Annotated in this window: 16 protein-coding genes; 13 read left to right on the top strand and 3 right to left on the bottom strand. The window is 71.5% G+C overall.

Annotation, left to right across the window (positions count from 1 at the left end; translation table 11 throughout):
• Positions 1–35 precede the first annotated feature (35 nt).
• The gene (gene tal / locus I8N68_RS21145; RefSeq protein WP_200212748.1) at positions 36–1,214 is read right to left on the bottom strand and encodes a transaldolase; all 1,179 of its coding nucleotides are present in this window, start codon (positions 1,212–1,214) and stop codon (positions 36–38) included.
• A 16-nt stretch (positions 1,215–1,230) separates the two neighbouring features.
• Entirely contained in the window at positions 1,231–3,369 is a 2,139-nt protein-coding gene (tkt, locus tag I8N68_RS21140; protein WP_200212747.1) for a transketolase, read from the bottom strand.
• Positions 3,370–3,637: 268 nt separating this feature from the next.
• Between tkt and I8N68_RS21135 the strand changes: the two genes are divergently transcribed.
• The 3 genes from I8N68_RS21135 to I8N68_RS21125 all read left to right on the top strand — a co-directional run bounded on the left by I8N68_RS21135 (position 3,638) and on the right by I8N68_RS21125 (position 6,116).
• Positions 3,638–4,597, top strand: coding sequence for a heme o synthase (locus tag I8N68_RS21135; RefSeq protein WP_200212746.1), 960 nt, complete (start codon positions 3,638–3,640; stop codon positions 4,595–4,597).
• Between the two features lie 255 nt (positions 4,598–4,852).
• Complete coding sequence (locus I8N68_RS21130; protein ID WP_200212745.1) at positions 4,853–5,188, top strand: hypothetical protein; 336 nt, start codon at positions 4,853–4,855, stop codon at positions 5,186–5,188.
• 10 nt (positions 5,189–5,198) lie between these two features.
• Entirely contained in the window at positions 5,199–6,116 is a 918-nt protein-coding gene (locus I8N68_RS21125) for an ATP-grasp domain-containing protein (RefSeq protein ID WP_200212744.1), read from the top strand.
• A gap of 19 nt (positions 6,117–6,135) precedes the next feature.
• Here I8N68_RS21125 and I8N68_RS21120 read toward each other — a convergent pair whose 3' ends face one another.
• Entirely contained in the window at positions 6,136–7,077 is a 942-nt protein-coding gene (locus tag I8N68_RS21120) for a COX15/CtaA family protein (RefSeq protein WP_372433782.1), read from the bottom strand.
• A gap of 116 nt (positions 7,078–7,193) precedes the next feature.
• Between I8N68_RS21120 and I8N68_RS21115 the strand changes: the two genes are divergently transcribed.
• The 10 genes from I8N68_RS21115 to I8N68_RS21070 all read left to right on the top strand — a co-directional run bounded on the left by I8N68_RS21115 (position 7,194) and on the right by I8N68_RS21070 (position 15,617).
• A complete protein-coding gene (locus I8N68_RS21115) occupies positions 7,194–7,946 on the top strand; it encodes a helix-turn-helix transcriptional regulator (protein WP_200212741.1) in 753 nt (250 codons plus the stop codon).
• Positions 7,943–9,373, top strand: a complete 1,431-nt coding sequence (gene sufB / locus I8N68_RS21110) for a Fe-S cluster assembly protein SufB (protein ID WP_200212739.1) — start codon at positions 7,943–7,945, stop codon at positions 9,371–9,373. Before I8N68_RS21115 ends, sufB begins: the two co-directional genes overlap by 4 nt.
• An 88-nt stretch (positions 9,374–9,461) precedes the next feature.
• Positions 9,462–10,610, top strand: a complete 1,149-nt coding sequence (gene sufD / locus I8N68_RS21105; protein ID WP_200212737.1) for a Fe-S cluster assembly protein SufD — start codon at positions 9,462–9,464, stop codon at positions 10,608–10,610.
• Complete coding sequence (locus I8N68_RS21100; RefSeq protein ID WP_200212735.1) at positions 10,610–10,936, top strand: non-heme iron oxygenase ferredoxin subunit; 327 nt, start codon at positions 10,610–10,612, stop codon at positions 10,934–10,936. The genes sufD and I8N68_RS21100 overlap by 1 nt, the downstream gene beginning before the upstream one ends.
• Positions 10,936–11,709: a Fe-S cluster assembly ATPase SufC gene (gene sufC / locus I8N68_RS21095; RefSeq protein ID WP_200212732.1), complete on the top strand. Its 774-nt coding sequence runs from the start codon at positions 10,936–10,938 to the stop codon at positions 11,707–11,709. Before I8N68_RS21100 ends, sufC begins: the two co-directional genes overlap by 1 nt.
• A gap of 19 nt (positions 11,710–11,728) precedes the next feature.
• Positions 11,729–13,033, top strand: coding sequence for a cysteine desulfurase (locus I8N68_RS21090; protein ID WP_200212730.1), 1,305 nt, complete (start codon positions 11,729–11,731; stop codon positions 13,031–13,033).
• Positions 13,033–13,509 (top strand): Fe-S cluster assembly sulfur transfer protein SufU, encoded by a 477-nt coding sequence (sufU, locus tag I8N68_RS21085; protein WP_200212728.1) that lies wholly within the window; start codon positions 13,033–13,035, stop codon positions 13,507–13,509. Before I8N68_RS21090 ends, sufU begins: the two co-directional genes overlap by 1 nt.
• Positions 13,506–13,907, top strand: coding sequence for a metal-sulfur cluster assembly factor (locus I8N68_RS21080; RefSeq protein ID WP_200212725.1), 402 nt, complete (start codon positions 13,506–13,508; stop codon positions 13,905–13,907). Before sufU ends, I8N68_RS21080 begins: the two co-directional genes overlap by 4 nt.
• A gap of 365 nt (positions 13,908–14,272) precedes the next feature.
• Positions 14,273–14,908 (top strand): LysE family transporter, encoded by a 636-nt coding sequence (locus I8N68_RS21075; protein ID WP_200212723.1) that lies wholly within the window; start codon positions 14,273–14,275, stop codon positions 14,906–14,908.
• Positions 14,909–14,957: 49 nt separating this feature from the next.
• Positions 14,958–15,617, top strand: a complete 660-nt coding sequence (locus tag I8N68_RS21070) for an acVLRF1 family peptidyl-tRNA hydrolase (protein ID WP_200212718.1) — start codon at positions 14,958–14,960, stop codon at positions 15,615–15,617.
• Positions 15,618–15,709: the final 92 nt, after the last annotated feature.

Genomic DNA, 15,709 nt, shown 5'->3' with positions numbered 1-15,709 from the left:
CCCGGGCCGGCCCGGGACGCGTCCGTCGCCGTTCGTCACGCGTTGCCCCCGGCCTGCTCGGCGGCCCGCGCGCTGCCCTTGGCGGCCTGCCCCGGCTTGCCGGCGCCCTTCGCCGCCTCGGCCAGCGACTTCTTCACCCCGTCGAGCAGCTCCAGCCAGCTCGCCTCGAACTTCTCCACGCCCTCGCGCTCGAGGGTGAGGATCACGTCGGCCATGTCCACGCCGACCGACTCAAGGTCGGTGAAGACCTTGCGGGCCTCGTCGTACGAGCCGGTGATGGTGTCGGCCCGGGTCTCGCCGTGGTCGGCGTACGCGTGGATGACCGACTCCGGCATGGTGTTCACCGTGCCGGGGGCGATCAGCTCCTCGACGTAGATGACGTCCCGGTAGTCCGGGTTCTTCGTCGAGGTGGACGCCCACAGCGGGCGCTGCGGATGGGCGCCGGCGTCGGCCAGGGCCTGCCAGCGGTCGGAGGCGAAGACCTTGCCGTAGCGCTCGTACGCCAGCTTGGCGTTGGCGATGGCGGCCTTGCCGCGCAGCGCCTTCGCCTCGTCCGAGCCGATCTTCTCCAGCCGCTTGTCGACCTCGGTGTCGACCCGGGAGACGAAGAACGACGCGACCGAGCCGATCTTGGACAGGTCGTGGCCGTTCGCCTTCGCCTGCTCCAGGCCGGCGAGGAACGCGTCCATCACCGCCGAGTAGCGGTCCAGCCCGAAGATCAGCGTGACGTTGACGCTGATCCCCTCGGCCAGGGTCGCGGTGATCGCCGGCAGCCCCGCCTCGGTCGCCGGGATCTTGATGAAGAGGTTGGGGCGGTCGACCAGCCACCACAACCCCTTCGCCTCGGCGACCGTCTTCTCCGTCTCGTGGGCCAGCCGCGGGTCCACCTCGAGGGAGACCCGGCCGTCCACCCCGGCGGTCGCGTCGTACGCCGGCCGCATCACGTCGCAGGCCCACCGCACGTCGTACGTGGTGAGCATCCGGACCGCCTCTTCGACCTCCAGGCCACGCGTGGCGAGGTCCTTCAGCTGCCAGTTGTACTCGTCCGCGGCGCTCATCGCCTTCGCGAAGATGGTCGGGTTGGAGGTCACCCCGACCAGGTGCTTCTCCCGGCGGAGCTGGTCCAGCCCACCTGAGCTCAGCCGCGTCCTCGAAAGATCGTCGAGCCAGATCGCCACACCCGCGGCGCTCAGCTCACCCAGCCTGTCCGTCATACCGTCCACGCTCCCCTCAGTTGCCGGTCGTAGAACCGGTGATGTCGCCCACCCGGGTCAGCGCCGCGTGCGCGGCGGCCACGATCCGGTCGGGGGTGAACCCGAACTGCTCGAAGAGCACGGTGTGCGGAGCGCTCGCCCCGTAGTGCTCCAGGCTCACGCTCTCGCCGCTGTCGCCGACGACCCCGCGCCATGACATCGCGATCCCCGCCTCCACGCTCACCCGTGCCTTTACCCCGCGTGGCAGGACCGACTCCCGGTACGCCTCGTCCTGCTCGTAGAACCACTCCTGGCAGGGCATCGAGACGACCCGGGTGGGGGTGCCGTCGGCCTCCAGCCGCTCCCGGGCAGTCAGGCAGAGCTGCACCTCGGAGCCCGTGCCGACGATGATCACCTGCGGCTTGCCGGTGGACGCCTCGGCCAGCACGTAGCCGCCCTTGGTGACGCCCTCCGCGCTGGCGAGTTGCTCCCGGTCGAGGGTGGGCAGCGGCTGGCGGCTGAGCGCCAGCGCGGTCGGCCGGTCGGTGTGCTCCAGGGCCTGCCGCCACGCCCAGGCGGTCTCGTTGGCGTCGGCCGGGCGGACCACGTCCAGGCCGGGGATGGCCCGCAGCGCGGTCAGGTGCTCCACCGGCTGGTGGGTCGGGCCGTCCTCGCCGAGGCCGATCGAGTCGTGCGTCCAGACGTAGGTGACCGGCAGCTTCATCAGCGCGGCGAGTCGGACGGACGGGCGCATGTAGTCGCTGAACACCAGGAACGTGCCGCCGTACGGGCGGGTGCCGCCGTGCAGGGCGATGCCGTTGAGGATCGCGCCCATGGCGTGCTCACGGATGCCGAAGTGCAGGGTGCGGCCGTACTCGTCGCCCGGGAAGTCCTTGGTGGCGTGCACCGCCGGGATGAAGGACGGCTCGCCCTTCATGGTGGTGTTGTTGCTCTCCGCCAGGTCGGCGGAGCCGCCCCAGAGTTCCGGCAGCACCGGCGCGAGGGCCTCCAGCACCTTGCCGGAGGCGGCCCGGGTGGCCACGCCCTTGGCGTCGGCGGGGAAGGTGGGCAGCGCGTCGGTCCAGCCCTCGGGCAGCTTGCGGACGGCCATCCGGTCCCAGAGCGCCTTGCGCTCCGGGTTGGCGGCCGCCCAGGCGTCGTACGCGGCAGTCCAGGTCTGCTGGGCCGCGGCGCCGCGCTCCAGCACCTGGCGGGTGTGCTTGAGTACCTCCTCGGCGACGTCGAAGGTCTTCTCCGGGTCGAAGCCGAGGATCTCCTTGGTGGCCTTCACCTCGTCGGCGCCGAGCGCCGAGCCGTGGATCTTGCCGGTGTTCTTCTTGTTGGGCGCGGGCCAGCCGATGATCGTGCGCAGGGCGATGAAGGAGGGACGGCCGGTCTCGGCCCGGGCCGCCACCAGCGCCTGGTACAGCGCGTCCACGTCCTCGTGGTAGTCGCCCTGGTCGGCGTCGCCGCGGCGCCAGTCGACGGTCTGCACGTGCCAGCCGTACGCCTCGTAGCGGGCCGCGACGTCCTCGCTCTTGGCGATCCGGGTGTCGTCCTCGATGGAGATCTCGTTGTCGTCGTAGATCACCGTGAGGTTGCCGAGCTGCTGGTGGGCGGCGAGGGAGCTGACCTCGTGGGAGATGCCCTCCTCGATGTCGCCGTCGGAGGCGATGCACCAGATGTCGTGGTCGAAGACCGACTCGCCGGCCTCGGCCGTCGGGTCGAAGAGGCCACGCTCGCGACGGGCCGCCATCGCCATGCCGACGGCGTTGCCGAGGCCCTGGCCGAGCGGACCGGTGGTGGTCTCCACTCCCGGGGTGTGCCCGTGCTCCGGGTGGCCGGGGGTGAGGGAGGCCCACTGCCGCAGCGCCTTGAGGTCGTCCAGGCCTAGCGGGTAGCCGGAGAGGAAGAGCTGGATGTAGAGGGTCAGGCTGGAGTGCCCCGCGGAGAGCACGAACCGGTCGCGGCCGGGCCAGTTCGGGTCGGCCGGGTTGTGCCGCATGACCCGGTTGAAGAGCAGGTACGCCGCCGGGGCCAGGCTCATCGCCGTGCCCGGGTGGCCGTTGCCGGATTTCTCCACGGCGTCCATGGCCAGCACGCGGACCGTGTCGACGGCCCTGCGGTCGAGGTCGGACCAGTTGAGAGCGGGAAGCTCGGGTCGGTTGGCAGCCACGATGGTTGTGCTCCTCGGCAGATGGGCGGAACCCTCACTGATGACCCTATCGACCGGTGCTAAACCTCCGCCCGGGGATCTCTGCATGCTGTTCCGTACGTCTCTGACCGGATCGGTCGTGCCACGCCGACTGTGACGCCCCGCACCGTTGTCGGGTCCCCCGGGCAGCCAAAACGACGACGCGTAGTGTGTGGGGCGGTGTGTTGACCCCGGACGGGGTCCGGGCCGACCCCGATCTCCCCCTGCCGACGCCGGAAGGTGGCAATCCGTGAGCATGATCACCGAGCGCCCCGTCAGCAACTCTGCCGGGCAGCCGCCGGTGCGCACGGTGGGGGAGGCGTCCGCGACCGGGCGCCGAGAGCTGCGGGCGGTGGTCGCGGCGTACGTGGCGCTGACCAAGCCGCGGATCGTCGAGCTGCTGCTGGTGACCACGGTGCCGGCGATGATGCTCGCCGACGGCGGCATGCCGTCGCTCTGGCTGGTGGCCGTGGTGCTGGTCGGGGGCTCGCTCGCGGCGGGCGCGGCCAGCGTCCTCAACTGCTACATCGACCGGGACATCGACCAGTTGATGCGGCGCACCAAGCGGCGGCCGCTGCCGGCGCACACCGTGACGCCGCGCAACGCGCTCGTCTTCGGGCTGGTGCTGGCGGTGGTCTCGGTCGCCCTGATGGCGGCCGCGACCAACTGGCTGGCGGCCGGGTTGACCCTGGCCGCGATCGCCTACTACGACCTGGTCTACACGCTCTGGTTGAAGCGGACGACGGCCGCCAACACCTTCTGGGGTGGCGCGTGCGGGGCGGCGCCGGTGCTGATCGGGTGGGCCGCGGTCACCGGCTCGCTGGCCCCCGCCGCGTGGGGGTTGTTCGCGGTGGTCTTCTTCTGGCAGATGCCGCACTTCTACGCGTTGGCCATCAAGTACAAGGCCGACTACGCCCGGGCCGGCATCCCGATGCTGCCGGTGGTGGCCTCGGTACGGCGGGTCAACGCCGAGATCATCATCTTCTCCTGGCTGACGCTGCTGTCCTCGCTGGCCGTCTGGCCGCTGGGGATGAGCCCGATCTACGGGGTCACCGCGCTGGTGGTGGGCGGCATCTTCGTGGTCGAGGCGCACAAGCTCTGCCGGCGCGCGGCGCGCGGCGAGGCGGTCAAGCCGATGCGCCTGTTCCACTGGTCGACCACGTACCTGACGATTCTCTTCGCGGCCGTCGCGCTCGACGCGTTGATCTAGGTTCCGCCGGCCCGAATCACCGATGTGGATGACTTTTCCCACGTCGCAGCGGTTTTCCAGAGTTTTCTTCGCCCTGAGCCGGCGCGGCTCAAGTCGGACAGATAGTGACGATCCCGCCTGTCCGCTTCGTCCGGCCTTAGTAGGACATGTCAGGCCTAATCACCTGTGGTCTTCCTTAAACCTGCGGGTAATTGGCATCACAATTAGTTCATCGTTCTCGCACATGTGGGTGGAAGTCTGCTTAGGCTTCGCGTCATGGCAGATGGTTCCGATACGACGCTGACGGCTCAGCAGGCCGCTGGAGAGCCGGCCCCCAACGGACTGGTCTCGGGCATCAAGTCGTTCGCCGCCGGGCACGGCGGCGCGAAGGCGGTCATCGAGTACGTCGGCAAGCGCGGTGCGCGGATTGTCCTCGTCGGTGAGGACGGGGCGTGGGCCGACCAGTTCGCGGACGGCACCGACGTCGCGCGGCAGGCCTGCGCCAAGGCGGGAGTCACCGTCGAGAACGCCTGGGAGCGTGAACTGATGGATCAGATGCGTCCAAGCAACGACCTGTGGCGGTCGATGGCCCGGCGCACCATGGCCCGTTGACCGATATAAATTGACCAATCACCACCAGCCGACCCGGGGGGAACCCCGGGTCGCTCTCGTCACCTGTACCGACCTGCCCCACCTCGATCCGGACGACCGCCTCGTGCTCGCCCCCCTCGCCGCCCGCGGCATCGCCGCCGAGGCGGTGTCCTGGGACGACCCGGCAGCCGACTGGTCGGCGTACGACCTGGTCGTGCTCCGCTCGCCCTGGGACTACGCGCTGCGCCGCGACGAGTTCGTGGCCTGGGCCCGGACCGTGCCGACGCTGGTCAACCCGGCCGACGTGGTGCGGTGGAACACCGACAAGCGCTATCTCGCCGAGCTCTCCGGCGCCGGGGTGCCCACCGTGCCCACGGCGTGGGTGGCCCCCGGCCAGAGCTGGGCGCCGGCCGACTCCGGCGAGTACGTGATCAAGCCCGCGGTCAGCGCCGGTAGTCAGGACACCGGCCGCTACGACCTGGCCGATCCGGAGCACCGGGAGCTGGCCGTCCGGCACGTCCGGCGGCTCTCCGACGGGGGCCGCGTGACCATGGTCCAGCCGTACCTGGAGGCGGTCGACGTCGTCGGGGAGACCGCCCTGCTCTTCCTGGCCGGTGCGGACGGCCTGGCGTTCAGCCACGCGATCCGCAAGGGGCCGATGCTCACCGGGCCGGATCTCGGCGTCGACGGGCTCTACAAGCCCGAAGAAATCACCCCGCGGACGGCCACGCCGGAGCAGCTGGCCGTCGCCGACCGGACCCTGGCCGTGGTGCCGGGCGGCCGGGACCGGCTGCTCTACGCCCGGGTGGACCTCATCCCCGGCCCGGACGGCTCGCCGGTCCTGGTCGAGCTGGAGCTGACCGAGCCGTCGCTGTTCATCGGCCACGCCGACGGCGCCCCCGACCGCCTGGCCGACGCAATCGTCACCCAGCTGGCCCGCCGCCCCTGACCCGTGGCCGGGCGGGGGGTCAGGCGGTGGCGGAGACGGGCTGCTCGCGGACGAACTCCATGGCGGGGCCGACCGGGCGGCGTTCCCGGGTCGACCAGAGCACCGCGAGGCTGGCCAGCAGGACCAGGCAGGAGCCGAGCATGTGCGCGGCGACCAGCACCGCCGGCAGGTGGGTGAAGTACTGCACGAAGCCGATCAGGCCCTGCCCCAGTTCGACCGCCACCAGCACGGCGGCGGCCCGGGCGGCCCGTGCCGCGCCGACCGCCCGGAAGGCGAACAGCAGCGCGACGGAGAGGCCGACCAGCAGGAACACGCCGTCGGCGTGCACCTGGGAGATCGCTTCCGGGGCGAGGCCGTTGCGGGCGGCGCCCTGGTCGCCGGCGTGCGGCCCGCTGCCGGTCACCCAGGTGCCCACCACCAGCACGGCCGCGCTGACCAGGGTGGTGAGCAGGGCGAGGGTGCGCAGCGGGGCGGGGACGGTGGGGGTCGTCGGGCCGTCCGGCTCGACGGTGCGCCGCCAGAGGGCGTACGCGGCGGCGATGACCAGCATCGAGGCGAGGAAGTGCAGCCCGACCACCCACGGGTTCAGGTTGGTCAGCACGGTGATGCCACCGATCACCGCCTGCGCGGGGATGCCCAGGAAGACCGCGAGGGCCAGCGGCAGCAGGCCACGGCGGCGGGGTCGCTGGGCCAGCACGGCGAGCAGCACTGCGAGCGCGATGATGCCGACCGCGAAGGTGAGCAGCCGGTTGCCGAACTCGATCACGCCGTGTGCGCCCATCTCGGGCGTGGTGACGTACGACCCGTCGGTGCACCGGGGCCAGGTGGGGCAGCCGAGGCCGGAGGCGGTCAGCCGGACGGCCCCGCCGGTGACCACGATCGCGACGTTCGCGATGATCGAGGCGTACGCGAGGCGGCGCAGCAGCGAGGCGGAGGCCGGGAACCGGACGGAAGGCTTCACGGAGCGAATCCTACGCACCGTAGTGGTACCCGATCGGGTGACTCCGCCGGGCCGGTGTTCCGGATCACCGGGACCCGGGTTTGCAGCCCCCGGACGAATTACGTAACGTTGGCGTTGTGAAAAACGCGGCGGAGCTCTCCGGGCACCTGTCGGCGACCGCCCCGGTCGCCGGTACGGCCGCGTCCACCGATCTTTCCACCCGGGACCGGGTGACCCAGCTGCTGCTGGAGCGGGGGGCGACCACCGCCGCCCAGCTCGGCTCGGCGCTCGGGCTGAGCCCGGCGGCGATCCGCCGGCACCTCGACGCGATGCTCGCCGACGGCGACGTGGTCGCGCGGGAGCAGGCCGTGCGGGGCAGCCGCGGCCGCGGCCGTCCGGCCAAGGTGTTCCTGCTGACCGAGGCGGCCCGGGTGCGCTGCGGCACCCACCACTACGACAACATGGCCACCGCCGCGCTGCGCTGGATCGCCGGCAACGGCGGGCCGGAGGCGGTCGCGGCGTTCGCCGCCGACCAGGTGGCCGCACTGGAGGCCCGCTGCCGGGCCGCCATGGAGGGCGCCGGCGACGATCCGATGGCCCGGGCGGAGGCGCTCGCGGGAGCGCTGACCGCCGAGGGATACGCTGCCAACGCGTCCACGATCGCCTCCGGCGGCCAGCTCTGTCAGCACCACTGTCCGGTGGCGCACGTGGCCGCCGATTTTCCCCAACTGTGCGAGGCCGAGACCGCGGTGATCTCCCGTCTGGTCGGCACCCACGTGCAGCGCCTGGCCACCATCGCGCACGGCGACGGGGTGTGCACCACGCACATCCCGGCCCAGCCGCGTGCCCAGTCCGGTAACACCGTCACCACTGTGAGGACAGATAAATGACCGAGCAGATCGTCCAGCCCCTGACCCAGGATGAGCAGCTCGCCGCCCTGGGCCGCTACGAGTACGGCTGGGCCGACTCCGACGTCGCCGGGGCGACCGCCCAGCGCGGTATCAACGAGGCGGTGGTGCGGGACATCTCGGCCAAGAAGAACGAGCCGGCCTGGATGCTCGACCTGCGCCTGAAGGGCCTGCGGCTGTTCGGCCGCAAGCCGATGCCGGCCTGGGGCGCCGACCTCACCGGGATCGACTTCGACAACATCAAGTACTTCGTACGGTCCACCGAGAAGCAGGCCACCTCCTGGGAGGACCTGCCCGAGGACATCAAGAACACCTACGACCGGCTGGGCATCCCCGAGGCGGAGAAGCAGCGGCTGGTCGCCGGGGTCGCGGCGCAGTACGAGTCCGAGGTCGTCTACCACAAGATCCGTGAGGACCTCGAGGAGCAGGGTGTCCTGTTCCTGGACACCGATACCGCGCTGCGCGAGCACGAGGACGTCTTCAAGGAGTACTTCGGCACGGTGATCCCGGTCGGCGACAACAAGTTCGCCGCGCTGAACACCTCCGTGTGGTCCGGTGGCTCGTTCATCTACGTGCCGAAGGGCGTGCACGTGGAGATCCCGCTGCAGGCCTACTTCCGGATCAACACGGAGAACATGGGCCAGTTCGAGCGGACGCTGATCATCGTCGACGAGGGTGCGTACGTGCACTACGTCGAGGGCTGCACCGCGCCGATGTACTCCTCCGACTCGCTGCACAGCGCGGTCGTGGAGATCATCGTCAAGAAGAACGCGCGCTGCCGCTACACGACCATCCAGAACTGGTCGAACAACGTCTACAACCTGGTCACCAAGCGCGCCGTCTGCCACGAGGGCGCGACCATGGAGTGGGTCGACGGCAACATCGGCTCCAAGGTCACCATGAAGTACCCGGCGGTCTACATGACCGGCGAGCACGCCAAGGGCGAGGTGCTCTCGGTGGCCATGGCCGGCGAGGGCCAGCACCAGGACGCGGGCGCCAAGATGGTGCACGCCGCGCCGCACACCTCCTCCACCATCATCTCCAAGTCGATCGCCCGGGGCGGCGGCCGCACGTCCTACCGCGGCCTGGTTCAGGTGCTGGAGGGTTCGCACAGCAGCCGGAGCACGGTCAAGTGCGACGCCCTGCTGGTCGACACCATCTCCCGCTCGGACACCTACCCGTACGTCGACATCCGTGAGGACGACGTGTCGATGGGGCACGAGGCGACCGTCTCCAAGATCAGCGACGACCAGCTCTTCTACCTGATGAGCCGGGGTCTGAGCGAGGACGAGGCGATGGCGATGATCGTGCGCGGCTTCATCGAGCCGATCGCCAAGGAGCTCCCGATGGAGTACGCCCTGGAGCTCAACCGCCTGATCGAGCTCCAGATGGAGGGCGCGGTCGGCTGACGCCGCCCGCGCTTACGGCGGGCCGTGCCTGGCTCGGCCCGCCGTCCGGTTCAACTGACACCGTCGTCGCAGACAGACCAAGGAAGAGATGACTACCCAGGCTTCCGCGCCGCCCAGCACCAAGACGCAGGCGCTCCGCTCGTACGACGCCGCCGACTTCCCGGCCCTGACGGGCCTGGAGGAGGAGTGGCGTTTCACCCCGCTCAAGCGCCTGCGCGGCCTGCTCGACGGCGCCGTGTCGGACGAGTCGGCGCACTGGCCCGCCCACGAGTACGGGCAACTGCCCGCCGGGGTCACGGTCGGCACACTGGCGAAGGACGACCCGCGGCGGGGCAGCGTGCTAACCCCGGTTGACCGGATCAGCGCGCGGGCCTACGGCGAGTCGGAGCTCGGCATGCTGGTGCAGGTGGCCCGGGAGGCCGTGGTCACCGACCCGGCGATCATCACCGTGCACGGCGGACCGTCCGAGCTGGTGGCGTTCGCGCACACCTTCATCGAGGTGGGCGCGCTCTCCGAGTCCGTCATCGTGCTCCAGCACGTCGGCACCGGCACCCTGGCGGACAACGTCGAGGTCTCGGTGGCCGACGGCGCGAAGCTGACCCTGGTCACCGTCGCCGACTGGGCCGACGACGCGGTCCAGGCCCAGCACGTGAAGATCAAGCTGGGTCGCGACGCCAAGGTGATCCACGTACAGGTCAGCCTCGGCGGCGACCTGGTCCGGCAGTACACCTCCGTGGAGTACACCGGCCGCGGCGGCGAGGCCGAGCTGTACGGCGTCTACTTCGCCGACTCGGGGCAGCACCTGGAGCACCGCCAGCTGGTCGACCACTCCGTGCCGGACTGCCGCAGCTACGTCGGCTACCGCGGCGCCCTGCAGGGCGAGAGCGCGCACACCGTCTGGGTGGGTGACGTGCTGATCCGCGCCGAGGCGACCGGCACCGACACGTACGAGATCAACCGGAACCTGCTGCTCACCGACGGCGCCCGGGCGGACTCCGTGCCGAACCTGGAGATCGAGACCGGCGAGATCGCCGGCGCCGGCCACGCCAGCGCGACCGGCCGCTTCGACGACGAGCAGCTGTTCTACCTGATGGCCCGGGGCATCCCGCAGGGCGAGGCCCGCCGCCTGGTGGTCCGCGGCTTCTTCGCCGAGCTGATCAACAAGATCCCGGTCGAGGAGCTGCGCGAGCGGCTCGGCGACGCGATCGAGGCGCGACTCACCAAGGCCGGCGCCTGATGATCAAGATCTGCTCGACCGAGGACGTGCCGAAGGGCACCGTGATCAGCGCCGACGTCGACGGCACCCAGATTGCCATCGTGCACGGCGAGGACGACAACTTCTACGCCGTGTACGACGAGTGCTCGCACGCCGCGGTGGCCCTCTCCGAGGGCGAGGTCGACGGCTGCACGCTGGAATGCTGGCTGCACGGATCCCGTTTCGACCTACGGACGGGTGAGCCCACCGGGCTGCCCGCGACCGAACCCGTTCCCGTCTATCCCGTCGAAGTCCGCGACGGCGACATCTACGTCAGCCTGACGCCGAGCAATGGAGTGACCCGCTGATGAGCACCCTGGAGATCCGCGACCTGAAGGTGTCGGTCAAGCTGCCCGAGGGTGAGCTCAAGCCGATCCTGGCCGGTGTCGACCTGACCGTGAAGTCGGGTGAGACCCACGCGATCATGGGCCCGAACGGCTCGGGCAAGTCCACCCTGGCGTACTCGATCGCCGGCCACCCGAAGTACCAGATCACCGGCGGCTCGGTGACCCTCGACGGCTCCGACGTGCTGGCCATGTCCGTCGACGAGCGGGCCCGCGCCGGCCTCTTCCTGGCCATGCAGTACCCGGTCGAGGTGCCCGGCGTCTCGGTCGCCAACTTCCTGCGTACCGCCAAGACCGCCATCGACGGCGAGGCGCCGAAGCTGCGCACCTGGGGCGGCGAGCTGCGCGGCGCCATGGAGCGCCTCCAGATGGACCCGGCGTTCGCCCAGCGCAACGTCAACGAGGGCTTCTCCGGCGGTGAGAAGAAGCGGCACGAGATTGTCCAGCTGGAGCTGCTCAAGCCGAAGATGGCCATCCTCGACGAGACCGACTCCGGCCTCGACGTGGACGCGCTGCGCGTGGTCAGCGAGGGCGTCAACCGGGTGCGCGACACCGGCGACACCGGCCTGCTGCTGATCACCCACTACACCCGGATCCTGCGCTACATCAAGCCCGACTTCGTGCACGTCTTCGTGGCCGGCCGGATCGTCGAGCAGGGTGGCCCGGAGCTGGCCGACAAGCTCGAGGAATCCGGCTACGAGCGGTACGCCGCCGGAGCCGGCGCCGCGCGGGCCTGACACGACAGGGGCTGCTGAGATGACCACGATCGCCATCCCCGAGGGGATGCCGCAGTACGACGACGTGCCGCGTTTCGACGTGGCTGCGGTGCGCGCCGATTTCCCGATCCTCGACCGGGAGGTCAACGGCCACCGGCTGGTCTATCTCGACAGCGCCAACACCTCGCACAAGCCGCGGCAGGTGCTCGACGTGCTCGGCGAGCACTACGCGATGCACAACGCCAACGTGTCGCGCTCGGTGCACACCCTGGGCACCGAGGCGACCGAGGCGTACGAGGGAGCCCGGGCGAAGGTCGCCGCGTTCATCAACGCGCCGAGCGTGGACGAGGTGGTGTTCACCAAGAACTCCACCGAGGCGATCAACATCGTGGCGTACGCGTTCTCCAACGCCTCGCTGCGGCCCGACGCCGACCCGCGGTTCCGGCTGGGCCCGGGCGACGAGATCGTGATCTCCGAGATGGAGCACCACTCGAACATCGTCCCGTGGCAGCTGCTGGCCGAGCGGACCGGCGCGACCCTGCGCTGGTTCCCGCTCACCGAGCAGGGCCGGCTGGACGAGTCCGGGCTGGCGGACCTGGTCACCGAGCGGACGAAGATCGTCTCGCTGGTGCACGTCTCCAACATCCTGGGCACGGTCAACGCCACGTCCCGGATCACCCGGCGGGTCCGCGAGGTGGGCGCGCTGCTGCTGCTCGACTGCTCGCAGTCGGTGCCGCACATGCCGATGGACGTGGTCGACTACGACGCCGACTTCATCGTCTTCACCGGCCACAAGATGTGCGGCCCGACCGGCGTCGGCGTGCTCTGGGGCCGGGGCGAGCTGCTCGCCGCGATGCCCCCGGTGTTCGGTGGCGGCTCGATGATCGAGACGGTCAGCATGGCCCGGTCGACGTTCGCCGCGCCGCCGGCCCGGTTCGAGGCGGGCACCCCGCCGATCGCCGAGGCGGTGGCGCTCGGCGCGGCCGTGGACTACCTCACCGGCGTCGGCATGCGGGCCATCCAGTGGCACGAGAAGGAGCTGACGGCGTACGCGCTGGACGCTCTGGCGACCGTGCCCGGGCTGCGGATCTTCGGTCCGAACGTGCCGGTCGGCCGGGGCGGGACGATCTCCTTCGCGCTCGGCGACATCCACCCGCACGACGTGGGGCAGGTCCTCGACTCGCTCGGCGTCCAGGTGCGGGTGGGGCACCACTGCGCGAAGCCGGTGTGCACCCGGTTCGGTGTGCCGGCCATGACGCGGGCGTCGTTCTACCTGTACACCACCACGGCGGAGATCGACGCGCTGGTGACCGGTCTCGAGCAGGTGCGGAAGGTGTTCGACTGATGCAGCTCGACCAGCTCTACCAGGAGATCATCCTGGACCACTACAAGCACCCGCACGGCCGTGGCCTGCGGGACGCGGCGGATTCGGACGCCCGGGTCGGCGAGGCGCATCACGTCAACCCGACCTGCGGTGACGAGATCACCGTACGGGTGGCCACCGACGGCAAGGTGTTCACCGACATCTCGTACGACGGCATGGGCTGTTCGATCAGCCAGGCGTCGGCGAGCGTGCTGCACGAGCTGCTGCGCGGCCGGGCCGCGGACGACGCGGCCACGGTGCACGAGGCGTTCGTCGAGTTGATGTCCGGGCGTGGCCAGGTCACGCCGGACGAGGAGGTACTCGGAGACGGGGTGGCGTTCGCGGGTGTCGCGCGCTATCCGGCCCGGGTCAAGTGCGCGTTGCTGTCGTGGATGGCGTTCAAGGACGCCGCAGCACGCGCCGGCGTGGGCGTGAGCCCGACGGAGGTGAAGGCATGAGTTCTGAGGAGACCACCGGCACGGCCGCCGGCGCTGTGGCGGAGGCCGGCACGGCGCCGACGGCGACCGGCGGCAAGGCCGCCGTCGCAGACATCGAAGAGGCGATGAAGGACGTCGTCGACCCCGAGCTGGGCATCAACGTGGTCGACCTCGGCCTCGTGTACGGCGTGCACGTCGGCGACGACAACGTGGCCACGCTGGACATGACGCTGACCTCGGCCGCCTGTCCGCTCACCGACGTGATCGAGGACCAGGCCCGGCAGGCGCTGACCACCGGCCCCGGCGGGGGACTGGTCAACGACATCCGGATCAACTGGGTCTGGCTGCCGCCATGGGGCCCGGACAAGATCACCGACGAGGGTCGGGACCAGCTCCGTTCCCTCGGCTTCAACGTCTGACCCGACTGCGGTCGGTCGTCATCGAGCGCGGTGCCCCTACGGGCACCGCGCTCGACGCGTTTCCCCGCCTGCCGGCGGGCGGATGCCCTCCGCCCGCCATGATCGTTTGCGGTTCGCGGGCCTGACCCGCCGGGTGGAAAGACCGAGGACGTCAGACGATCTTGTCGGGCCCCGGGCGCCCCGCCTCGGTTCCCGGCGGCGGCCCCGGCCGTCGGCGCGAAATCCGCTTCCACCGCCCCTCCGGCGCGGCCACAATGACCCGGTGACCGATCTCCGCATCCGCCCCGCTGTCCCCGCCCACGCCGTCGTCGACGCGGGGCGACACCAGCAGGCCGACGCCGGGAGGTGGTCCGGGCCCGCCCGCCATGGGTGACGCCCTCCTCGCCGGCCTGGTGGCCGGCTATGGCGTCGCCATCCCGGTCGGCGCCATCGCGATCCTCATCCTTGGCCTCAGCGCCCGCACCTCGTTCCGGGTCGGCGCCGCCGCGGCGCTGGCGGTGGCCACCGCCGACGGGCTCTACGCGGCCGTCGCGGCGATCGGCGGGGCGGGGCTGGCCGGCGTCATCGCCCCGGTCGCCGGGCCGCTGCGGGTGGCCGCCGCGCTGGTGCTGCTCGGGCTCGCCGCCCACGGCCTGCATTCCGCCTGGCGCGCCCGCCGACCGGACGCCGGGCCCGCGCCGGCGCGCGCCGGCACCGGGCTCACCACCCCGGGCCGGGCCTTCGTCGGCGTACTCGGGCTGACCCTGCTCAATCCGACCACCGTGCTCTACTTCGCGGCGCTGGTGCTCGGCCGGCGGGACGCGGCTGACCCGGACGCCGCCGCCGCGGCACTCTTCGTGGCGGGCGCCTTCCTGGCCTCGGCGAGCTGGCAGCTGCTCGTCGCCGGCGGCGGCACGCTGGTCGGCCGGGCACTGGCCGGACCCCGCGGCCGGCTGGTCACCGGGCTGGTCTCCAGCGCGCTGATCGCCGCGCTCGCGGTCGCCACCCTGCTGGCGGGCTGATCGGGGGTCGGGAGCGCGGACCGGGCCCGCCGTGCCGTACGGTCGGGCGGTGACCAGCCGACCCGCAGCCGGGGGCGGCCGGTGGGTCGAGGTCGACCCGACCCGCGTCGCCCGCTGGGTCGAGGGCTTCGCCGACCGGCACGGCCCGCCCACCACCACCATCGAGGCGTACGGCCTGCTGCTCGCCGCCCCCGACGGCGCGACGGCCGAGCTGCACACGCCGCCCGGCGCGCCGGCCGCGGCCGACGTGCCCGGCTTCGTGACCACGGCGGCCGCGCCGCGTCGGCTCGGCCTGCTGCTGGCCCGCAAGGGCGCGGTGGCGGTCGGCGTCGCCGCGGGGGAGGAGCTGGTGGTCTCCAAGGTGGACACCCGGTACGTGCAGGGGCGGACCGCCGCGGGCGGCTGGTCCCAGCAGCGCTTCGCCCGGCGCCGGGACAACCAGGCGAAGGCAGCGCTGGCCGACGCGGTGGACCTGGCCGGCCGGCTGCTGTTGCCGGAGGCGCCGACCCTGAGCGCCCTGGTCGGCGGCGGGGACCGTCGGGCGGTGGACACCGTGCTCGCCGAGCGGCGGCTCGCGCCGCTGGCCGCGTTGCGCGCCGAGCGTCTCCTCGATGTGCCGGAGCCTCGGCACGCGGTGCTGGTCGGCGCGATCGCCGCCGCCCGCGCGGTCCGGATCCTGGTCCGCGACGCGCCGCCCACCGAGGCCTGAACCGCCCAGCAGTTCGGGCCCGGTCGCCGCGTGGGACCACGTAGGCGGCCAGCCGGAGGCGCGGCGGCAGTCCGGTCATCAGGACCCCGGCG

It is taken from the genome of Micromonospora coerulea (assembly GCF_016598485.1).
In the GTDB taxonomy this organism is placed as follows: Bacteria; Actinomycetota; Actinomycetes; order Mycobacteriales; family Micromonosporaceae; genus Micromonospora; species Micromonospora coerulea.
The sequence above is the reverse complement of the archived record's forward strand: the minus strand, read 5'-3'. Positions and strand labels throughout refer to the sequence as shown.

Bases quoted from the DNA above. Each gene is read 5' to 3' on its own strand.
- tal (WP_200212748.1), bottom strand. From the start codon at position 1,214: ATGACGGACAGGCTGGGTGAGCTGAGCGCCGCGGGTGTGGCGATCTGG.
- I8N68_RS21130 (WP_200212745.1), top strand. From the start codon at position 4,853: ATGGCAGATGGTTCCGATACGACGCTGACGGCTCAGCAGGCCGCTGGA.
- sufB (WP_200212739.1), top strand. From the start codon at position 7,943: ATGACCGAGCAGATCGTCCAGCCCCTGACCCAGGATGAGCAGCTCGCC.
- sufD (WP_200212737.1), top strand. From the start codon at position 9,462: ATGACTACCCAGGCTTCCGCGCCGCCCAGCACCAAGACGCAGGCGCTC.
- I8N68_RS21100 (WP_200212735.1), top strand. From the start codon at position 10,610: ATGATCAAGATCTGCTCGACCGAGGACGTGCCGAAGGGCACCGTGATC.
- sufC (WP_200212732.1), top strand. From the start codon at position 10,936: ATGAGCACCCTGGAGATCCGCGACCTGAAGGTGTCGGTCAAGCTGCCC.
- I8N68_RS21090 (WP_200212730.1), top strand. From the start codon at position 11,729: ATGACCACGATCGCCATCCCCGAGGGGATGCCGCAGTACGACGACGTG.
- sufU (WP_200212728.1), top strand. From the start codon at position 13,033: ATGCAGCTCGACCAGCTCTACCAGGAGATCATCCTGGACCACTACAAG.
- I8N68_RS21080 (WP_200212725.1), top strand. From the start codon at position 13,506: ATGAGTTCTGAGGAGACCACCGGCACGGCCGCCGGCGCTGTGGCGGAG.
- I8N68_RS21075 (WP_200212723.1), top strand. From the start codon at position 14,273: ATGGGTGACGCCCTCCTCGCCGGCCTGGTGGCCGGCTATGGCGTCGCC.